The organism is Rhizorhabdus wittichii, from assembly GCF_017607425.1.
Taxonomy (GTDB): domain Bacteria; phylum Pseudomonadota; class Alphaproteobacteria; order Sphingomonadales; family Sphingomonadaceae; genus Rhizorhabdus; species Rhizorhabdus wittichii.
Window position 1 is genome coordinate 5671971 of the sequence record NZ_CP059319.1, and the last position, 18957, is coordinate 5690927.

An 18957-nucleotide genomic window follows, 5' to 3' on the forward strand; every position below is an offset into this window, starting at 1 on the left:
TTCGGTAACGGAGCAAGCCCCCATGTCCTTCTACACCGCGCTTTCCGGCCTCAAGGCCTCGCAGACCGACCTCGCCGTCATCTCGAACAACATCGCCAATGTCGGCACCACCGGCTTCAAGCGCAGCGGCACCGAGTTCGGCGACCTTGTCTCCTCCTCGCCGATGCAGAGCTCCGGCATCGCCGGCCAGGGCACCCGCCTGCGCGGCATCGCCCAGCAGTTCACCCAGGGCGGCCTCGAATCGTCGGAGCGTTCGCTCGATCTCGCCATCTCGGGCCAGGGCTTCTTCGTGACCCGCGCCTCCAACTCGAACGGGCAGGTCAGCTACACCCGCAACGGCGCGTTCAGCGTCGACGCGAACCGCTTCCTGGTCGACTCCTCGGGCGCCTATCTGCAGGCGCTGCCGACCGACACCAAGGGCAACGTCACCGCGACCGGCCTCAGCTCGGCCCGCTCGATACAGCTCCCGCTCACCTCGGGCACCTCGAAGGCGACGCAGACGATCGACCTGTCGGTGACCTTCCCGTCGGCGGGCGACGTGCCCTCGACCCGGGCGATCTACAGCACGACGAACCCCTACAAGTTCGACCGCACCGATCCGAACAGCTACAACCAGTCGACCACCACCACGGTCTATGACGCGGCGGGCAATGCCTTCCCGATGACCACCTATTATATCCGCGAGAACCTGCCGGGCGGCTCGGTCACCGACACCAACTGGACCGCGCACACCTTCATTGGCGACACCGAGATCAGCTATGACAGCTCGGCCGCGACCCAGCCGGCGCCGCTGACGCTGACCTTCGACAGCACCGGCGCCAAGACCGCTCCGTCGGGCGTCATCAATCTCGGTCCGCTCACCCCGGCCGGCGCTTCGGCTCCGCTCGAATTCACCCTGAACTACAGCGGCAGCACCAAGATGTCGGCTTCGCCGTTCACGCTGACCAGCTTCGACCAGGACGGCTATGCCGCCGGCCAGCTCGACAACGTGTCGGTTGGTGCGGACGGCCTGATCGTCGCGACCTTCTCGAACGGCGACAGCCAGGCGCTGGGCAAGATCATCCTCGCCAACTTCTCCAACCCGGAGGGGCTGCGCCAGCTCGGCGACAGCAAGTGGGGCGCCACCGGCCTGTCGGGCGAACCGATCATCGGCGAGGCGAGCAGCAACGGCACCGGCCAGATCCAGTCCGGCGCGCTCGAACAGGCCAATGTCGACATCACCGAGGAACTGGTCGCGCTGATCCAGGCGCAGCGCAACTTCTCGGCCAACGCCAAGACGATCGAGGCGGCCAACACCATGACCCAGACGATCGTCAACCTGCGCACCTGATCCCGCTGACGGACTAGAGGACCCCGGCCATGGACAAGCTGATCTACAGCTCCCTCTCGGCGATGCGATCGGCGATGGCGCGTCAGACGATGACCGCCAACAACCTCGCCAACGCCAACACCGTGGGCTTCCGCGGCGAGATGAGCTCGAGCACGGCGCTGTGGCTCAAGGGCGACGGGTTCGACAGCCGCGCGACCAATTCGGGCGAGGTCACCTCGGCCGACATGAGCGAAGGCACGATCAACGAGACCGGCCGGGACCTCGACGTCGCGTTGCAGGGCAAGGACACGCTGCTCGCGGTGCAGAGCCGCGAGGGCGACGAGGCCTATACCCGCCGCGGCGATCTCCAGATCGGCGACAGCGGGCTGCTGACCACCGGCGACGGGATGCCTGTCCTCGGCGACGGCGGACCGATCACCCTGCCGCCCTATGACAGGCTGGTGATCGCCGGCGACGGCACGATCTCGATCGTGCCGCAGGGCGGCGATCCGACCCAGATGCAGATGGTCGACCGGCTCAAGCTGGTATCGACCAACGGCAGCGCGGTCGCCAAGGGGCTCGACGGCCTGTTCCGCCCGCAGAGCGGCGGCACGCTCGGCGCCGATCCCCAGGCGGCGGTGCGGCAGGGCGCGATCGAGGGATCGAACGTCAACGTCTCGACCACGCTGATCGACATGATCGAGGCGAGTCGGGACTGGGACATGCAGGTCAAGATGATGAGTTCGGCCCAGGACATCGACAAGGCGTCGGCTGATCTCATGCGGTTCGATTAAAGTTCAGAGGAGTAGCTTGCCATGAGCAACGCAGCACTGCACGTCGCGCGCACGGGCCTCGATGCCCAGAACATGCGCATGCAGGTGATCGCCAACAACCTGGCGAACGTGAACACCACCGGCTTCAAGCGCGACCGCGCCAGCTTCGAGACGCTCGCCTATCAGGCGATGACGGCGCCGGGCGCCGCCTCGTCGGATTCGACCAAATTCGCGACCGGCACCAATCTCGGCACCGGCGTCCAGATCAACGGCACCGCCAAGATCCAGACCCAGGGCGCGCTGCAGGAGACCGGCAACCCGCTCGACATGGCGATCCAGGGCGACGGCTATTTCCAGGTGCTGCTGCCCGACGGCCGGACCGGCTATACCCGCGACGGCAATTTCAACCGTTCGGACGACGGCACGATCGTCACCGCCGACGGCTATCATCTCCAGCCGCAGATCCAGATCCCCGAGAACACGACCAACCTGACGATCGCCGCCGACGGCACGGTCAGCGCGACCCAGGCCGGCGAGACGACCTCGACCGAGCTGGGCAAGATCGAGCTGGCGCGCTTCTCCAACCCGGCGGGGCTTCAGGCCGAGGGCAACAACATCCTGACCGAGACCCCCGCCTCGGGCCAGCCGCAGACCGGCCCCGGCGGCATCGACGGGCGCGGCACGATCCAGCAGTCGTCGCTCGAATCCTCGAACGTCAACATCGTCGAGGAGCTGGTCGACATGATCGAGACGCAGCGCGCCTATGAGGTGAACAGCAAGATGATCTCCTCGACCGACCAGATGCTGCAATATGTCAACCAGAACCTCTAAGGCCGTCCTGCTCGGCGCGCTCGCGGCGCTGTCGCTCGGTGCCGCCGCCGATCCGGCGCTGGCCGCCAAGCGCGCCCGCGCCATCGACTATTCGCCGGTGTTCGCGGCGGAGCCGCTGCCGTCGCAGGCGAACGGCGCGATCTACCAGGCCGCCAACGGCTATTCGGCGCTGACCAACGGCGCGCGCGCCGCGATGATCGGCGACATCGTCACGATCACGCTGGTCGAGCGGACCCAGGCGGCCAAGTCGAACAGCGCGTCGACCGATCGCTCGGGCGAACTGGGCCTGACCCCGCCGACCACCGGCCCGCTGTCGCTGTTCAAGCCGACCGACGTCGGCGCGAGCGGGGGCAGCACCTTCACCGGCAAGGGCGCCGCCGCCCAGTCGAACCAGCTCAACGGCGAGATCAGCGTCTCGATCGTCCGGGTCTATCCGAACGGGACGATGCTGGTGCGCGGGGAGAAGCTGCTGACGCTCAACCGCGGCGACGAGAATATCGCGATCACCGGCCTGATCCGCGCCGCCGACATCGGCCCGGACAACCGGGTTCCGTCGACCCGCGTCGCCGACGCCCGCATCACCTATTCGGGCAAGGGCGAGATCGCCCGCGGTTCGCGGCAGGGATGGCTTAACCGTTTCTTTTCCATCTTGAGTCCATTCTGATTAAGAATTTCGAGGATTGGCCGTTCATGTTCCGCGCCCTGATCACCGCCCTGTTCTGCTTCTCCGGCCTCGCCCTCGCGGGGGCGGGCCATGCCGAACGGATCAAGGACATCGGCAGCTTCGCGGGCCTGCGCGCGAACCAACTCACCGGCTACGGCATCGTCGTCGGCCTGGCGGGGACCGGTGACGACAGCCTCGATTATTCGACCCTCGGCATGAAGGGCGTCGCCTCGCGCTTCGGCCTGCAGCTTCCGGCCGGCGTCAACCCGGCGCTCAAGAACGCGGCGGCGGTGATGATCACCGCCGAGCTGCCCGCCTTCGCCAAGCCCGGCCAGCGGCTCGACATCACCATATCGGCGCTGGGCAAGGCCAAGTCGCTGCGCGGCGGCACGCTGATCATGGCGCCGCTGATGGGCGCCGACGGTCAGATCTACGCGATGGCGCAGGGCAATCTCGCGGTCGGCGGTCTCGGCATCGATGCCGCCGACGGCTCCAAGCTGACGATCAACGTGCCGACCGCCGGTCGCATCCCCGGCGGGGCGACGGTCGAGCGCAGCGTCGACGCCGGCTTCGCGACGACGCCGCAGCTCCGCTTCGACCTTTCGGAGGGCGACCTCACCACCTCGCAGCGCGTCGCCGCCGCGATCAACGGTCGGCTCGGCCAGCCGATCGCCCGCTCGATCGACGCCACCACCATCACCATCGACGCGCCGCAGGGCGCCGAGGTCCGCACCGCGCTGATGAGCCGGATCGAGAATCTGGAGGTCGACACGGCCGAGGCCCCCGCGCGGGTCGTGGTCAACGCGCGCACCGGCACCGTCGTGATCAACGGCGCGGTGCGGATCGCACCGGTCGCCGTCACCCATGGCAAGATGACCGTCCAGGTCGACGAGAAGCCGCAGATCATCCAGCCGCAGCCTTTCTCGCGCGGGCAGACCGCCGTCCAGCAGTCGAGCGCGATCAACGTCGAGCAGGAGGCCCGGCCGATGTTCGAGTTCAACCCCGGCGCGTCGCTGGCCGACATCGTCAAGGCGGTCAACGCGATCGGCGCCTCGCCGGCCGATCTGGTCGCGATCCTCGAGGCGCTCAAGCAGGCGGGCGCGATGAAGGCGGAGCTGGTGGTGCTATGATCGGCAATGTTTCCGCGAAGGTCGGCGCGCTCGCCGATCCCAAGGCGAGCGGGCTCGACCAGCTCAAGGCCGCCGCGAAGCAGTTCGAGGCGATCTTCACCCGCCAGATGCTCAAGTCCACCCGCGACGCGAAGCTGTGCGACGACGATCTGTTCGGCAGCGACGCGACCGACCAGTTCCGCGACATGCAGGACTCGAACCTCGCCGACCAGCTCGCGAACAAGGGCGCGATCGGCATCGCCGACCTGCTCGTCCGCCAGTTCCAGGCGCGCGTGGCGAAGCCCGCCGCCACGACCGGATCGACCGGATCGACCGACGCCGCCGCGACCGCCGACGCCGCCAAGGCCGACGGGGCGAGCGGATGAGCGACCTCCTCCAGATCGGCCGCTCGGGCGTCGTCGCCTATCGGACGGCGCTGGCCACGGTCGGCGAGAACGTCTCGAACGCGGAGACCGAGGGCTATAGCCGCCGCAAGGTGGTGCTCAACGAGTCGGCCGTCTCCGCTGCGAACAGCTATATCTACCGCTCCTCGGCGGTGTTCGGCGGCGTCGAGGCGGGCAGCGTCCAGCGCATCTTCGACAATTATCGCAGCACCTATGCGCGCTTCGCCAATTCGGAGGCGGCGCGCGCCGACGCCAAGGCGACCTGGCTCGACACCGCCGAGGCCGCGCTCGACGATTCCGACGTCGGCCTGGGCGTGAAGATGTCGAGCGTGTTCACCGCCGCCGAGGCGATGAGCGCCGACGTCAGCAGCGACACCAACCGCCTGACCCTGCTGACCGCGCTCGGCAATGCGGTGAACCAGTTCAAGACCACCTCGACCGCGCTGCGCTCGGCGGCCGACGGCGTCTCGACCGAGGCGCAGAACGCCGTTGCCAAGCTCAACGACGACCTGCGCACGCTGGTGCAGATCAATTCGGCGCTCCGCCGCGCCGGTGCGGGCTCGTCGGGCCAGGCGCTGCTCCAGGACCAGCGCGACCAGGTGCTGCAGAGCATCTCCAACGCGGTCGGCATCGACGTGAAGCTGGAGGATGACGGCCGCGCCACGGTCAAGCTGCTCGGCGACAGCACCGTCACCCTGGTCGACGCCGCCAGCACCAATGCCGGCTATGTCGGGCTTGTCGCATCGGACAGCGGCCGCTTCTCGCTGATCGCCTCGGGCTTCGGCAGCGAAATGGCGATGAACCCGCAATCGGGCTCGCTCGCCGGGCTCGCCGACGCGGCCAACATCATCGCCTCGCGCCGCGACTCGCTCGATGCGATCGCCGGCCGCTTCGCGCAGGTGATCAACGACTGGAACAGTGCGGGCGTCGATCGCAACGGCGATCCCGGCGCGGCGCTGATCACCGGTACGACGGCGGATACGCTGGAGGTCGCCACCAGCGACCTGTCGAAGATCGCCGCCGCGAAGGGCGGCGTCGCCAACGGCAATGCGCTGGCGTTGAAGGACTATCGCAATTCCACCGGGCCGGAAGCGCAATGGTCGCAGCTCGTCTCGGCGCATGCGCAGAGCGTGTCGGCGGCCAAGGCGGAGCAGACGGCGACCGCCACCCAGCGCGATGGCGCCTACCAGCAGCTCGACGAGGTCACGGGCGTCGATCTCGATGTCGAGGCGGCGCAGCTCCTGCGTTTCCAGCAGGCCTATAGCGGCTCGGCCCGGATCATCCAGGTCGCCCGCGAAACCCTCCAGGAAATCCTGGGCCTGTTCAACTAGAAGGATTGACCGGTGATCTCCGCGACCCGCTACAGCGCCATTGCGCAAATCAACCGCCAGGCGAAGCTCGGCGAGGAGATTGCCCGCACCCAGACCGAGATATCGACCGGCAAGAAGGTGCAGACGGCGTCCGACGATCCGATCTCGGCCGCCCGCATCGCCGAGCTGCGCCGCGTGCAGGCCGACCAGGTCACCTGGTCGCGCAACATCCAGACCGCGCAGTCGGTCGCCGCGCAGGTCGACACGCAGATGGGCAACATGGCCGACATCTTCAATCGCGTGAAGGAACTGACGCTGGCCGGGCGATCGGATTCGGCATCGGCCGCCGATCGCGCGGCGATGGTGCAGGAACTGCAATCGCTGCGCACCGCGCTCAGCAACATCGCCACCACGAGCACGCCGACCGGCCAGGCGCTGTTCCCGACCGACGCCCCGCTGCAGATATCGGTGTCGTCGACGGTGCGGCTGGCGGCGACCGCGCAGCGGTCGACCGTGTTCGACGGCCTCGCCTATACCCATGGCACCGGCAGCCTCGACGATGCGATCGGGACCGCGATCGACGCGATCTCGACCGACGACGCCACCGCGCGCCGCGCCGCCGCCGACGTCGCGCTGTCGGACATCGACGTGGCGGTCCAGCGCGTCACCGATCAGCGCGCCGCCCAGGGCGTCCGCGCCCAGCAGCTCGACGTCGCGGCCGACACGCTCGAAGGCGTCTCGACCCAACTCTCCGAGGAGCGCAGCTCGCTCGAGGACACCGACGTCGCGGCGGCGATCATGAAGCTCAACGCCAAGACCCTGACGCTGCAGGCCGCGCAGGCCGCCTTCGCCAAGGTCAACAGCAACACTTTATTCGATTTCCTGCGCTAGGCGGGCTCGCGGCATGGATAAAGCATCTGCTTTTCGTGCCGTTAACGGTGATGGGGGAGGGACCGGCGACCGGGCCCGGACCCGACGGAATTCCTGGGAGTAAGCGTTCATGTTTGCTGGCATCGGCCTGGTCATTCTCTTCGCCATGGTGTTCGGGGGATTCGCCTTCACCGGCGGCGACCTGGAGCCCGTGCTGCATGCCATCCCGCACGAAATGCTGATCATCGGCGGCGCCGCGCTCGGCGCGGTCGTGGCCGGCAATTCGATGAAGGAGCTCAAGGCGCTCGGCGGCGGCTTCGCCAAGGTCTTCAAGGGACCGAAATACGGCAAGAAGGACTATCTCGACGTCATCTTCCTCGTCTCGACGCTGATGAAGAAGCTGCGCACCGAGGGGCCCGTCGCGCTCGAACCGCATATCGAGGACCCCAAGGGATCGACGCTGTTCGCCGAATATCCCAAGCTGCTCAAGGACGACACGCTGATCCACATGATCACCGACACGCTGCGTCTGGTGGTCATCTCCTCGGGCACGCTCGATCCGATGGCGGTCGAGGACGTCATGGACAATGCGCTGAAGACGCACCACCATGACGAGATCAAGCCCGCCGACGCGATGCAGAACCTCGCCGACTCGCTGCCCGCGCTCGGCATCGTCGCGGCCGTGCTCGGCGTGGTGAAGACGATGGGCTCGATCGACAAGCCGCCGGCGATCCTCGGCGCGATGATCGGCTCGGCGCTGGTCGGCACCTTCCTCGGCGTGTTGCTCGCCTATGGCATCGTCGGCCCCTTCGCCGGCCGCTGCCGCCAGGTGATCGAGGCCGATGGCGCCATCTATGGCGTGGTCAAGCAGATCATCATCGCCTCGCTGCACGGCCACCCGCTGCCGCTGGTGATCGAGGCCGCCCGCTCGGGCATCACCCATGTCAACCAGCCCGCCTTCGCCGACGTGTTCGACGGCATGCGCGGCCGCTGAGCCCCCCGGCGCATAGAGGAACGCTTCCACCATGGCGCAATCGCCCACGAAGCGCGGCAGGAACGAGCCCGAACCCCGCCCGATCATCATCAAGAAGATCATCGCGGAAGGCCATGGCGGCCATCATGGCGGCGCCTGGAAGGTGGCCTATGCCGACTTCGTGACGGCGATGATGGCCTTCTTCCTGCTGATGTGGATCCTCGGCGCGACCAACGAGAAGCAGCGCAAGGGCATCGCCGACTATTTCACGCCGACGATGGTCCAGTTCAAGGAGAAGAGCGCCGGCTCCAACGGCATCTTCGGCGGCGAGTCGGTGGTCGACAAGGACAATTACCCGCACCGCGCGGCGCAGACCGGATCGAAGTCGATCAGCATCCCCAAGGATGCGTCGGGGGGCGAGAAGGACGGCGCCGGATCGGCGAAGTCGCGGGACCGCGTCGCCTTCCAGAAGCTCAAGCTGCTGCTCCAGGCGAAGATGGCGGCCGACCCCAGGCTCGCGAAGATGATGAGCAATGTGCGGATGGTGGAGACGCGCGAGGGGCTGCGCATCGACCTGGTCGACCAGGCCGACTTCGCGATGTTCCGCTCGGGCACCGACGAGCTGTCGTCCGAGGCGCGCGCGCTGATGAAGCAGGTCGCCGAGGTGACCAACTTCGCCGACAATTCGGTGATCGTGCGCGGGCACACCGATGCGATGCCCTATTCGAAGGGCCGCACCGTCAACAACTGGACGCTGTCGGCCGCGCGGGCCGAGGCGACCCGTCGCGCCCTCTCAGACTTCGGCGTCGCCAACACCCGCTTCGCGCGGATCGAGGGCGTCGCCGACCGCGAGCCCTATGTCGCGGGCGATCCCTATGATCCCCGCAATCGCCGCATGTCGATCACCCTCGCCTGGTCGGCGGCCGATGCTCCCGCCGAGGCGGGGCCGGTCGACCTGATGGCGGGCGGCGGCGCCAGCGACCCGACCGCCATGCCGGCCGCCGGGCTGGCGCAGATCGCCGCGCGCAAGGCGGGGAAACAGGACGGCGCTCCGTAGATCGTCATTCCGGCTTTCGCCAGGATGACGAGCACGGACGACGGGAATCAGGCGTCGAGGCTGGTGTCGGTGATGCTGCCGTTGCCGTCCGACGCGAGCATCATATAGGCGAGCCTCGCATTGGCGGGGTTGGGCTTGAGCAGGTTGAGCCGCTGGTTGCCGATCATCGCCAGCATCTCGCCGGTGTCGGGGGTCGCCGTGTCGTCGCCTTCGAACACCTCCTTCGCATAAGCGAGGCGGAGCGTGTCGGCGCCGAAGGCGTCGCCGGGGTTGGCGGGGTTGGCGGGAGCGCCGTTCAGCGGCGCGCCATTGTCGTCGATCTTCTTCGCCATCAGCGCATAGACCTGCGACAGCGATCGGGCATTGCCGCCGCCGTCGTAGAAGATCGAGCGATTGGCGCGGGCCTCGCGCGGGAACAGCGCGGCGGCGCTGGCGTCGGGCCGCGCGTCGGCGGCCTTGAGGAAGCGGGTCGCGCCTTCGAGGCCCAGGAAATGGGCGAAATAGAGATCGGCCGAGCGCGGCTGGCGGCCGAGCGAGGCCTTCAGCCCGTCGGCATTGTCGCTCGCGAACTCGGCGGCCATCAGCGAGGAGGCCTCCGGATCGTTCTTCAGCGCCATCACCTGGTCGCGCACCGCGCCGTCGACCTTCCAGCCGCCGTCGCCGCGCCGGCTGATCGCGTCGGCGGCCCAGCCGAGGCCGTGCTTCGCGCCGTACATCTTGACCGCGCCGAGCCAGCTCTGGTCGATGAACTGGAACAGCCCGCCCGCCGAGCTCGACCGCGCCTGCGCGTTCGGGTCGAGCCCGCTCTCCGAGCGCGCCTGGTTGAGCAGATAGGTGAAGTCGACCCCGACCCGCTGCGCCGCGCGGCCGATCGCCCCGCGCACGCCGGCCTCGCGCTCGACGCGGCCGAAGCCCGGCAGGCTCATGAGAAGGGTCCCGTTAACATCCCTTAATTGTCGCTGATCATGGTTAACGAAAGGTTGCCGCTCAGGCGCCGTCGTCCTTCGCGCCTTCGTCCTTCTTCTTCGGCGCACGCGGCAGGCGCTTGATCCGGCTGATCCCCGCGAACATCGGCAGCAGCAGGACGAGCAGCAGGATCGCGGCGACGATCTGCTTCTTCACGCCGCCATCTCCAGCGCCGCCGCCAGGATCGCGTCGTAGATCGCGTCGAGGTCCTTATCGTCTATGCAATAAGGCGGCATCACATAGACGGTGTTGCCCATCGGCCGCAGCAGCAGGCCGTTGTCGCGGAAGAAGCGGCCGAGCATCGGCGCCATCGCCGACAGATAGTCGCCATAGGGATCGACGAACTCCATCGCCGTGATCGTGCCGAGCTGGCGCTTGCCGACGATCAGCGGGTGGTCGAGCCGGTCGAGCCGCCGCGCCTGGCGGTGGACGAGCGCGCCGATCCGGTCGAGCACCGGCTCCTCCTGCCAGATCGCGATATTGGCGTTGGCGGCGGCGCAGGCGATCGGGTTGGCGGTGTAGCTCGACGAATGGAAGAACATCCGCGCGCGGTCCTGCGACAGGTGCGCGTCGAAGATCTCGCGGGTCGCGAGCGTCGCCGCCAGCGGGATCGCGCCGCCGGTCAGCCCCTTGGACAGGCACATCAGGTCGGGCTTCACCCCCGCCTGTTGGCAGGCGAACAGCATGCCGGTGCGGCCCCAGCCGGTCATCACCTCGTCGGCGATGAACAGCACGCCCTCGCGCGCGCAGATGTCGCGCAGCGCCTTCAGCACATGCGGCGGATAGATCAGCATCCCTCCGGCGCCGAGGATCAGCGGCTCGACGATCAGCGCGGCGGGCGGCGTGCCATGCGCGCAGATCGCCTCGAGCGCGGCGATCGTCCGGTCGCCGTCGCCGACGGGGAAGGGGAGGGTGTCGACGTCGAACAGCAGCGGCTGGTAGGCGCGGTTGTAGACCCCGCGCTCGCCGACCGACATCGCGCCGATCGTGTCGCCATGATAGCTGTGCTCCATCACGACGATGCGGTGGCGCGGCTCGCCCCGGTTGAGCCAGGTGCCCAGCGCCATCTTCAGCGCGACCTCGACGCTGGTCGATCCGCTGTCGGAGAAGAAGACATGGTCGAGCCCGGCGGGGGTGATGTCGACCAGAGCGCGCGCCAGCGTCTCGGCAGGCTCGTGGGTCCAGCCGGCGAAGATCAGCTGGTCGAGCTTCTCGGTCTGGGCGCGGATCGCGGCCATGATCCGGGGATTGCAATGGCCGTGGGTCGTCACCCACCAGGACGAGATCGCGTCGACATAGCGGCGGCCGTCGGCGGCGTGGAGCCCGGCGCCCTCCGCGCGCTCGATCAGCGGGATGTCCTCGCCCAGGCCGTGCTGGGTGAAGGGGTGCCAGACGGGCGAGCTCATGGGGCGAAATCCTCGGGCGAGAAGGCGGCGGCGAAGGCGGCGGCGAGCGTGCCGGCGTCGAGCGGGTCGAGCCGGGGGAGGCGGCCCAGCCGCCGCACCCCGCCGATCGCCGCGATCGTCCGCTCGCTCTCCTCCTGCGGATCGCCGATGAAGGCGATGCCGAGGATCGGGATATCGCGCGCGCGCAGCGCCTCGATCGTCAGCAGGCTGTGGTTGATCGTGCCGAGCGCGGTCCGCGCCACCACCACCGTCTCGAACCGCCAGCCCGCGAAGATGTCGGCGAACAGCAGCCCGCCCGCCAGCGGCACCAGCAGCCCGCCCGCGCCCTCGATCACCAGCCGCCGGTCGCAGGGCGGCGGCGCCAGCAGCGCGGGATCGATCACGACATTGTCGATCGCGGCGGCATGGTGCGGCGAGGCGGGGGTCGCGAGGCGATAGGCCTCGGGCAGGATGCGGTCGTCGGGAAGGCCCGACAGGCGGCGGACGGTGTCGCTGTCGGTGCCGTCGGCCAGCCCGGCCTGCACCGGCTTCCAGTAGCAGCCGTCGAGCATGCCGGCGAGCCCGGCCGAGAAGACGGTCTTGCCGACGTCGGTGTCGGTGGCGGTGACGACGATCGCGCGGGTCATGCGGTCAGCTCCGTGACGGCGTCGGCGAGTGCTGCGACCGCGGCCTCGTCGACGTTGAGGGTCAGCGAGATGCGCAGCCGCGCGGTGCCGGTCGGCACGGTCGGCGGCCGGATGCCGCGCACGTCGAAGCCGCGCCGCTGGAGACCGGCGGCGACCGCCATCGTCCGGGCGTCGTCGCCGAGGATGACGGGGACGATCTGCGAGCCGCTCGGCGGCAACCGCCCGCCGGCGAAGGCGACGAGCCGGGCGAGCCGATCGCGCCGCTCGGGCTGGGCGCGGACGAGGTCGAGGCTGGCGCGGACGGCGGCGGCGGCGAGCGGCGAGGGCGCGGTCGAGAAGATGAAGCCGCGCCCCTTGTTGACCAACAGGTCGGCGATGACGCGGGGGCAGCAGACCAGCGCGCCCTCGCAGCCCAGCGCCTTGCCGCAGGTCCGCAGCACGACGACGTTCTCGCGCCCGTCGAGGCCGTCGGCGAGGCCCCGGCCGTCGCGGCCGAACACGCCGACGGCATGGGCGTCGTCGATCAGCAGGAAGGCCTGCTCGCGATCGGCGAGCGCCGCCAGCTCGGCGAGCGGCGCCTTGTCCCCGTCCATGCTGTACAGGCTCTCGGCCGCGATCCAGGCGCGGCCCTTGTTGCCCTCCGCGCGCCAGCGGGCGATCGCGTCGGCGAAGGCGTCGACGTCGTTGTGCGCGGCCGCGACCGTCGCCGCGCGGCCGAGCCGCATCCCCTCATGCGCGCTGGCGTGGATCAGCGAATCATGGACGATCAGGTCGCGCCCGCCGGGCAGGGTGGAGAAGATCGCGCTGTTCGCCGCAAAGCCCGAGGAGAAGAACAGGCTCGCCTCGCTGCCGAAGAAGGCGGCTGCCTCGGCCTCCAGCGCCTCATGCTCGGGATCGTTGCCGCGCAGCAGCCGCGACCCGCCCGCGCCGATCGCCACGCCCCGGTCGAGCGCGGCGGCGACGGCGGTGCGCAGCTCGGCCGATCGCGACAGCCCGAGATAGTCGTTCGAGGCGAAGTCGTGCCCCGCGCGCGGGATCAGGCTGCGGGTGCGGGAGCGCCGGGCGATCCGGACGAGGGCTTCGCGATGCGCGTCGAGGATCGACATGGCGTTGCCCTAGAGCCTGATCCTTTATGATGCAAAAAATACCGAACCTCTGGTCGTTCGGCCGCGTTTGACTATATCAGCCCGCGAAACAGATGCGGATCGATCCGCGAAGCTACCGGAAGAAGGCATGAGCGAAGAGAATATCGGCGAGAACGAAGTCGAGACCCCCGAGACCGAACCGTCGGCCGAGGCCGAGGTCGAGAGCCCGTTCGCCAAGCTCGAAGGCGAACTGGAGAAGCTGCGCAACGAGGTGCTGTACGCCCAGGCGGAGACCCAGAACGTCCGCCGCCGGCTGGAGAAGGAAAAGGCCGACGCCTCGGCCTATGCCGCGACCGGCTTCGCGCGTGACATGCTGTCGGTCGCCGACAATCTCGGCCGCGCGCTGGCCGCGATTCCCGCCGAGCTGCGCGAGGACGACCGGATCGGTTCGCTGCTGACCGGCATCGAGATGACCGCCAAGGAGCTGGAGAACGTGTTCCAGCGCAACGGCATCAGCAAGATCGAGGCGCTGGGCGCCAAGCTTGACCCGAATCGCCACCAGGCGATGGTCGAGCTGCCCAGCGCCGACGCCGAGCCCGGCACGGTGATCCAGGAGATGCAGGCCGGCTACATGATCAAGGACCGGCTGCTGCGCCCGGCCCTGGTCGGCGTCGCGAAGACGCCGGAGGCCTAAAAGGTTTTTCCCTCCCCTTCAGGGGAGGGTGGGGTACGGAGTAGAGGGGCTCGATGCCCCTCTACGGAGTTCCGCGCGACGATCGAGCATGCTCGCTGCGCTCGCACCCACCCCCTGACCCTCGCCCTTGAAAGGGAGGGGGAACTCCCTCAATCCCTCGACAGTATGTCGTACTGGCGGCGCTTCATCCGCGCCCTGGCCTTGCGGCCGCCGAGCTTCGCGACCAGCCCGGCCTTGAGCCACAGCCCGGTGCCGAGCCGCTCGCGGCGATGGTTGGCGAGGACGAGCTTGTTCTGGATGCCGAACGCGGCGCGGCGCAGCATCGACGGCGGCCGGACCGTCCCGCTCAGGAAATAGCCGTTCTGGAGCAGCCAGCGCGCGGCGCTGTGCTCCGCCGCCGAGATCTCGCGCGTGTCGGCCTTGCGCCAGCGGCCCGCCGGTTCCTGGTCGAGCGCCACCGGCGGCTGGAGCATCGCCGGCGCGAACGGCACCCGCAGGAACTCGCACAGGCGGCGCAGCTCATATTCGGGTTCGCCGGCGAGCATCTCATATTTCAGGGTGAACTGCCGGTCCGGCGGCAATTTGTGCGACATCCGGTCCCACAACGTCTCAACTTCGACCCAGTCGGCGACGCCGTGCCACAGATTGCCCGCCTCGCGGCGGTGGACATGGGCGGCGGCGACGTCCCGCCCGTCGCGAACGAGGTGGATGAAGCGCGCGTCGGGCCACAGCCACAGGATGCGGTCGAAATGATGCCGGATCGTCGCCCCGGTCACGGTCGCGCCGGGCTTCGCGGTGAGCTGGTCGAGCAGCGCGCGGGCGATGCCGGTGAAGGGCAGGCCGGTGGGAACGGTCAGCCCCAGCGTCCTGAACCGGCTGTCGAACTCGACCGACCGGACGAAGGCGTCGCGCTTCATGAAGCGTCCGTCGGGGGTGATCGCGTCGACGAGGAAGTCGATGTCGGGGGCGATCGCCACCGCCGGGTGCCGGTCCAGCAACTGGCGCAACGCCACGCAGCCCGATCGCGGTGCCGCGACCAGGAAGACGGGCGGGGCCATGGCCGGCGCGGTGGCCATCAGTGGCGCATGCCGTCCATGTCGTCCCCGGCCGCGACCGATTTGGCCTCGACCTCGATCCGCGCGCCGCTGGCGAAGGTGAACAGCATCGGCACGCCGGTGCCCGCGGTGATTCGCGGATCGACGCCGAACAGCATCGCATGGCTGCCGCCCGGCGCGAACGCGACGGTCTTCCCTGCCGGAACCGGCACTTCGGCGATCGGCCGCATCGTCATCACGCCCCCGTTCATGACGCTCTCGTGCAACTCTATCTTGTTCACCACGGCGCTGTCGATCCTCAGCAGCCGATCGTCCTTCGCGCCGCCCTCCAGCGTGAAATAGCCGCCGGCCGGGCCGCCGGGCACCGCGGCGAGCCGTACCTGGGCGCCCTTCACCACCGGCTGGCCGGCGCCTCTGGGCTGGCAGGCGGACAGGGCGACAAGGGCCATGACGGCGGCAATCGTGCGATGCATCGGAAACTCCGTGGGAATCGGGATGCAATTAGGCGCTGTTGCGTCTTGCAGCAAATGAATCCCCACCTATATCGCCCCCATTCAATGCGATCGGCCGCATGCTCGCCTCGTTATCTGGGGGCATGGACGGGATCGGTTTTGGGGGTTTGAAAGGACTGGAATGGCTAAGGTAATCGGTATCGATCTGGGCACCACCAACAGCTGCGTCGCCGTGATGGAAGGCGGCAAGCCCAAGGTCATCGAAAATGCGGAAGGCGCGCGGACCACGCCGTCGATCGTCGCGTTCGCCAAGGATGGCGAGCGGCTGATCGGCCAGCCGGCGAAGCGTCAGGCCGTCACCAACCCGGACAACACCATCTTCGCGGTGAAGCGCCTGATCGGTCGTCGCTTCGACGATCCGATCACCCGCAAGGACACCGAGCTGGTCCCCTATCACATCGTGAAGGGCCCGAACGGCGACGCGTGGGTGCAGGCGGGCGGCGAGGATTATTCGCCGTCGCAGATCTCGGCCTTCACGCTGCAGAAGATGAAGGAGACCGCCGAGAGCTATCTGGGCGAGACCGTGACCCAGGCGGTGATCACCGTCCCCGCCTATTTCAACGACGCCCAGCGCCAGGCGACCAAGGACGCCGGCAAGATCGCCGGCCTCGAGGTGCTGCGCATCATCAACGAGCCGACGGCGGCGGCGCTCGCCTATGGCCTTGAGAAGAACGACGGCAAGACCATCGCGGTCTACGATCTCGGCGGCGGCACCTTCGACATCTCGATCCTCGAGATCGGCGACGGCGTGTTCGAGGTGAAGTCGACCAACGGCGACACCTTCCTGGGCGGCGAGGACTTCGACGCCAAGCTGGTCGAGTTCTTCGCGGCCGACTTCCAGAAGGCCGAGGGCATCGACCTGACCAAGGACCGGCTCGCGCTGCAGCGGCTCAAGGAAGCCGCCGAGAAGGCGAAGATCGAGCTGTCCTCGGCGCAGACCACCGAGGTCAACCTGCCGTTCATCACCGCCGACGCGACCGGGCCGAAGCACCTCGTCAAGTCGCTGACCCGCGCCGATCTGGAGCGTCTGGTCGAGCCGCTGATCCAGCGCTCGATCGAGCCGGTCAAGAAGGCGCTGGCCGATGCCGGCCTGAAGGCGGCCGACATCGACGAGGTCGTCATGGTCGGCGGCATGACCCGCATGCCCAAGGTCCGCGAGGTCGTGAAGAGCTATTTCGGCAAGGAGCCGCACACCGGCGTCAACCCCGATGAGGTGGTGGCGATGGGCGCGGCGATCCAGGCCGGCGTGCTCCAGGGCGACGTCAAGGACGTGCTGCTGCTCGACGTGACCCCGCTGTCGCTGGGCATCGAGACGCTGGGCGGCGTGTTCACCCGGATGATCGACCGCAACACGACGATCCCGACCAAGAAGTCGCAGACCTATTCGACGGCCGACGACAACCAGAACGCCGTCACCATCCGCGTCTTCCAGGGCGAGCGTGAAATGGCGGCCGACAACAAGATGCTGGGTCAGTTCGACCTGATCGGCATCCCGCCGGCGCCGCGCGGCGTGCCGCAGATCGAGGTCACCTTCGACATCGACGCCAACGGCATCGTCAACGTGTCCGCCAAGGACAAGGGCACCGGCAAGGAACAGCAGATCAAGATCCAGGCCTCGGGCGGCCTTTCGGACGCCGACATCGACGGCATGGTGAAGGACGCCGAGAAGTTCGCCGAGGAGGACAAGAAGCGCCGTGCGGCGGCCGAGGCGAAGAACAACGCCGAGAGCCTGATCCACACGACCGAGCGCCAGCTCCAGGAGCATGGCGACAAGGTCGACGGCGGCCTCAAGTCCGAGATCGAGGCTGCGATCGCCGACGCCAAGACCGCGGTCGAGGGCGGCGACGCCGATGCGATGACCGAGAAGGCCCAGGCGCTCGCCCAGGTCGCGATGAAGCTCGGCCAGGCGATCTACGAGAAGGAGCAGGCGGCCGCCGCGGCTCCGGGCGAAGAGGCGCCGAAGGACGACGACGTGGTCGATGCCGAATTCTCGGAAGTCGACGACAAGAAGTAAGGCGTCGATGATGCCGTGACCTTACCGGCCCCGTCAGCGATGGCGGGGCCGTGTAATGTCTGGCAAGAGCATATGGAATGGTCGGCCGCCGCGATGGAGGCGGTCGCGGGGCATGTGGTGGTCTACGGGGCGCGATGAGCACGGATATCGATTATTACGAGCTGCTCGAGGTCGAGCGTACGGCCGACGACAAGGTCCTCAAGACGTCGTTCCGACGGCTGGCGATGCAGTATCATCCGGATCGCAATCCCGGCGATCATGCGGCCGAGGCGAAGTTCAAGGCGATCAACGAGGCCTATGACTGCCTGAAGGACCCGCAGAAGCGCGCCGCCTACGACCGGTTCGGCAAGGCGGCCTTCCAGAATGGCGGGCCGGGCGCCGGCGGTTTCGGCGGCGGCGGCTTCGAAGGCTTCTCCGACATCTTCGAGAATATCTTCGGCGAGTTCATGGGCGGCGGCCGTGGCGGCGGCGGACAGCGCTCCAGCGTGCGGCGCGGCGCGGACCTGCGCTACGATCTCGAGATCACGCTGGAGGAGGCCTATGCCGGCAAGCAGGCGTCGATCACCGTCGACGTCGCGGCGCAGTGCGACACCTGCGACGGATCGGGCGCCAAGCCCGGCACCGGCACCCAGCATTGCAAGACCTGCGGCGGCCACGGCAAGGTGCGCGCGCAGCAGGGCTTCTTCGTGGTCGAGCGGACCTGTCCGTCGTGCCACGGCGCGGGGCAGGTGATCTCCGATCCCTGCGACGCCTGCCATGGCGAGGGCCGGATCGAGAAGACCAAGACGCTCGACGTCGGGGTCCCCGCCGGCGTCGACGAAGGCACCCGCATCCGCCTGACCGGCGAGGGCGAGGCCGGCGCGCGGGGCGGCCCGCCGGGCGACCTCTACATCTTCATCCACCTGCGCGAGCATGGGATCTTCGAGCGCGACGGGACGACCCTGTTCGCCCGCGCGCCGATCAGCTTCACCACCGCCGCGCTCGGCGGCACGATCGAGGTGCCCGGCCTCGACAAGAAGCGCCACGAGATCCGCATCCCCGCCGGCATCCAGTCGGGCAAGCAGATCCGCCAGCGCGGCGCCGGCATGCCGGTGCTCAACGGCCGCGGCCATGGCGACCTCGTCATCCAGATCGACGTCGAGACCCCGACCCGCCTCAGCGCGCGACAGAAGGAGCTGCTCGAGGAATTCCGCTCGACCGAGACCGGCGAGGAATGCCCCCAGTCGAGCGGCTTCTTCGCCCGCCTCAAGGGCATGTGGGAAGATCTGACGGAGTAGGCCTCGTCCTACTTGCTCCTCG

20 protein-coding genes are annotated in these 18957 nt (G+C 68.5%); 13 read left to right on the plus strand and 7 right to left on the minus strand.

Annotated elements, in window-relative coordinates; translation table 11 throughout:
• Positions 1-22: 22 nt before the first annotated feature.
• The 10 genes from HRJ34_RS27070 (at position 23) to HRJ34_RS27115 (ending at position 9300) form a co-directional block, all read left to right on the plus strand.
• The gene (locus tag HRJ34_RS27070; protein ID WP_030091013.1) at positions 23-1330 is read left to right on the plus strand and encodes a flagellar hook protein FlgE; all 1308 of its coding nucleotides are present in this window, start codon (positions 23-25) and stop codon (positions 1328-1330) included.
• A 29-nt stretch (positions 1331-1359) separates the two neighbouring features.
• Positions 1360-2103 carry a flagellar basal body rod protein FlgF gene (locus tag HRJ34_RS27075; protein WP_011952110.1) on the plus strand — a complete coding sequence of 248 codons (744 nt, stop codon included), beginning with the start codon at positions 1360-1362 and terminating at the stop codon, positions 2101-2103.
• A gap of 21 nt (positions 2104-2124) precedes the next feature.
• Complete coding sequence (gene flgG, locus HRJ34_RS27080; protein WP_011952109.1) at positions 2125-2913, plus strand: flagellar basal-body rod protein FlgG; 789 nt, start codon at positions 2125-2127, stop codon at positions 2911-2913.
• Positions 2894-3577, plus strand: a complete 684-nt coding sequence (locus HRJ34_RS27085) for a flagellar basal body L-ring protein FlgH (RefSeq protein ID WP_016746071.1) — start codon at positions 2894-2896, stop codon at positions 3575-3577. The genes flgG and HRJ34_RS27085 overlap by 20 nt, the downstream gene beginning before the upstream one ends.
• Before the next feature lie 26 nt (positions 3578-3603).
• Positions 3604-4707 carry a flagellar basal body P-ring protein FlgI gene (locus tag HRJ34_RS27090; protein WP_011952107.1) on the plus strand — a complete coding sequence of 368 codons (1104 nt, stop codon included), beginning with the start codon at positions 3604-3606 and terminating at the stop codon, positions 4705-4707.
• Complete coding sequence (locus HRJ34_RS27095; protein WP_011952106.1) at positions 4704-5072, plus strand: rod-binding protein; 369 nt, start codon at positions 4704-4706, stop codon at positions 5070-5072. Before HRJ34_RS27090 ends, HRJ34_RS27095 begins: the two co-directional genes overlap by 4 nt.
• Entirely contained in the window at positions 5069-6421 is a 1353-nt protein-coding gene (gene flgK, locus HRJ34_RS27100; protein ID WP_208632962.1) for a flagellar hook-associated protein FlgK, read from the plus strand. Before HRJ34_RS27095 ends, flgK begins: the two co-directional genes overlap by 4 nt.
• A 12-nt stretch (positions 6422-6433) precedes the next feature.
• Positions 6434-7291, plus strand: a complete 858-nt coding sequence (locus tag HRJ34_RS27105; RefSeq protein WP_011952104.1) for a flagellin — start codon at positions 6434-6436, stop codon at positions 7289-7291.
• A gap of 109 nt (positions 7292-7400) precedes the next feature.
• On the plus strand, positions 7401-8264 hold the full coding sequence (gene motA, locus HRJ34_RS27110; RefSeq protein ID WP_011952103.1) for a flagellar motor stator protein MotA: 864 nt from the start codon (positions 7401-7403) through the stop codon (positions 8262-8264).
• A gap of 31 nt (positions 8265-8295) precedes the next feature.
• Entirely contained in the window at positions 8296-9300 is a 1005-nt protein-coding gene (locus HRJ34_RS27115) for a flagellar motor protein MotB (protein ID WP_016746074.1), read from the plus strand.
• Between the two features lie 47 nt (positions 9301-9347).
• On the opposite strand, the gene HRJ34_RS27120 is transcribed toward HRJ34_RS27115, so the two are convergent.
• The 5 genes from HRJ34_RS27120 to HRJ34_RS27135 all read right to left on the minus strand — a co-directional run bounded on the left by HRJ34_RS27120 (position 9348) and on the right by HRJ34_RS27135 (position 13404).
• A complete protein-coding gene (locus HRJ34_RS27120) occupies positions 9348-10226 on the minus strand; it encodes a hypothetical protein (RefSeq protein ID WP_208632963.1) in 879 nt (292 codons plus the stop codon).
• Positions 10227-10287: 61 nt separating this feature from the next.
• A complete protein-coding gene (locus HRJ34_RS29520) occupies positions 10288-10422 on the minus strand; it encodes a hypothetical protein (protein WP_264319411.1) in 135 nt (44 codons plus the stop codon).
• On the minus strand, positions 10419-11672 hold the full coding sequence (locus tag HRJ34_RS27125) for an adenosylmethionine--8-amino-7-oxononanoate transaminase (protein ID WP_208632964.1): 1254 nt from the start codon (positions 11670-11672) through the stop codon (positions 10419-10421). The genes HRJ34_RS29520 and HRJ34_RS27125 overlap by 4 nt, the downstream gene beginning before the upstream one ends.
• Positions 11669-12298, minus strand: a complete 630-nt coding sequence (gene bioD / locus HRJ34_RS27130) for a dethiobiotin synthase (RefSeq protein ID WP_208632965.1) — start codon at positions 12296-12298, stop codon at positions 11669-11671. The genes HRJ34_RS27125 and bioD overlap by 4 nt, the downstream gene beginning before the upstream one ends.
• Positions 12295-13404, minus strand: coding sequence for an 8-amino-7-oxononanoate synthase (locus HRJ34_RS27135; RefSeq protein ID WP_208632966.1), 1110 nt, complete (start codon positions 13402-13404; stop codon positions 12295-12297). Before HRJ34_RS27135 ends, bioD begins: the two co-directional genes overlap by 4 nt.
• A gap of 127 nt (positions 13405-13531) precedes the next feature.
• Here HRJ34_RS27135 and grpE point away from each other — a divergent pair, with 127 nt between their 5' ends.
• Entirely contained in the window at positions 13532-14077 is a 546-nt protein-coding gene (grpE, locus tag HRJ34_RS27140; protein ID WP_011952096.1) for a nucleotide exchange factor GrpE, read from the plus strand.
• Positions 14078-14226: 149 nt separating this feature from the next.
• Here the strand turns inward: grpE and HRJ34_RS27145 are convergent, their stop codons facing one another.
• Positions 14227-15153: a sulfotransferase family protein gene (locus HRJ34_RS27145; protein WP_011952095.1), complete on the minus strand. Its 927-nt coding sequence runs from the start codon at positions 15151-15153 to the stop codon at positions 14227-14229.
• On the minus strand, positions 15153-15605 hold the full coding sequence (locus HRJ34_RS27150; RefSeq protein ID WP_016745712.1) for a copper chaperone PCu(A)C: 453 nt from the start codon (positions 15603-15605) through the stop codon (positions 15153-15155). Before HRJ34_RS27150 ends, HRJ34_RS27145 begins: the two co-directional genes overlap by 1 nt.
• Positions 15606-15765: 160 nt before the next feature.
• On the opposite strand from HRJ34_RS27150, the gene dnaK reads away from it, so the two are divergent.
• Positions 15766-17658 (plus strand): molecular chaperone DnaK, encoded by a 1893-nt coding sequence (gene dnaK / locus HRJ34_RS27155; RefSeq protein ID WP_011952093.1) that lies wholly within the window; start codon positions 15766-15768, stop codon positions 17656-17658.
• A 134-nt stretch (positions 17659-17792) separates the two neighbouring features.
• Positions 17793-18935: a molecular chaperone DnaJ gene (dnaJ, locus tag HRJ34_RS27160; RefSeq protein WP_011952092.1), complete on the plus strand. Its 1143-nt coding sequence runs from the start codon at positions 17793-17795 to the stop codon at positions 18933-18935.
• Positions 18936-18957 lie beyond the last annotated feature (22 nt).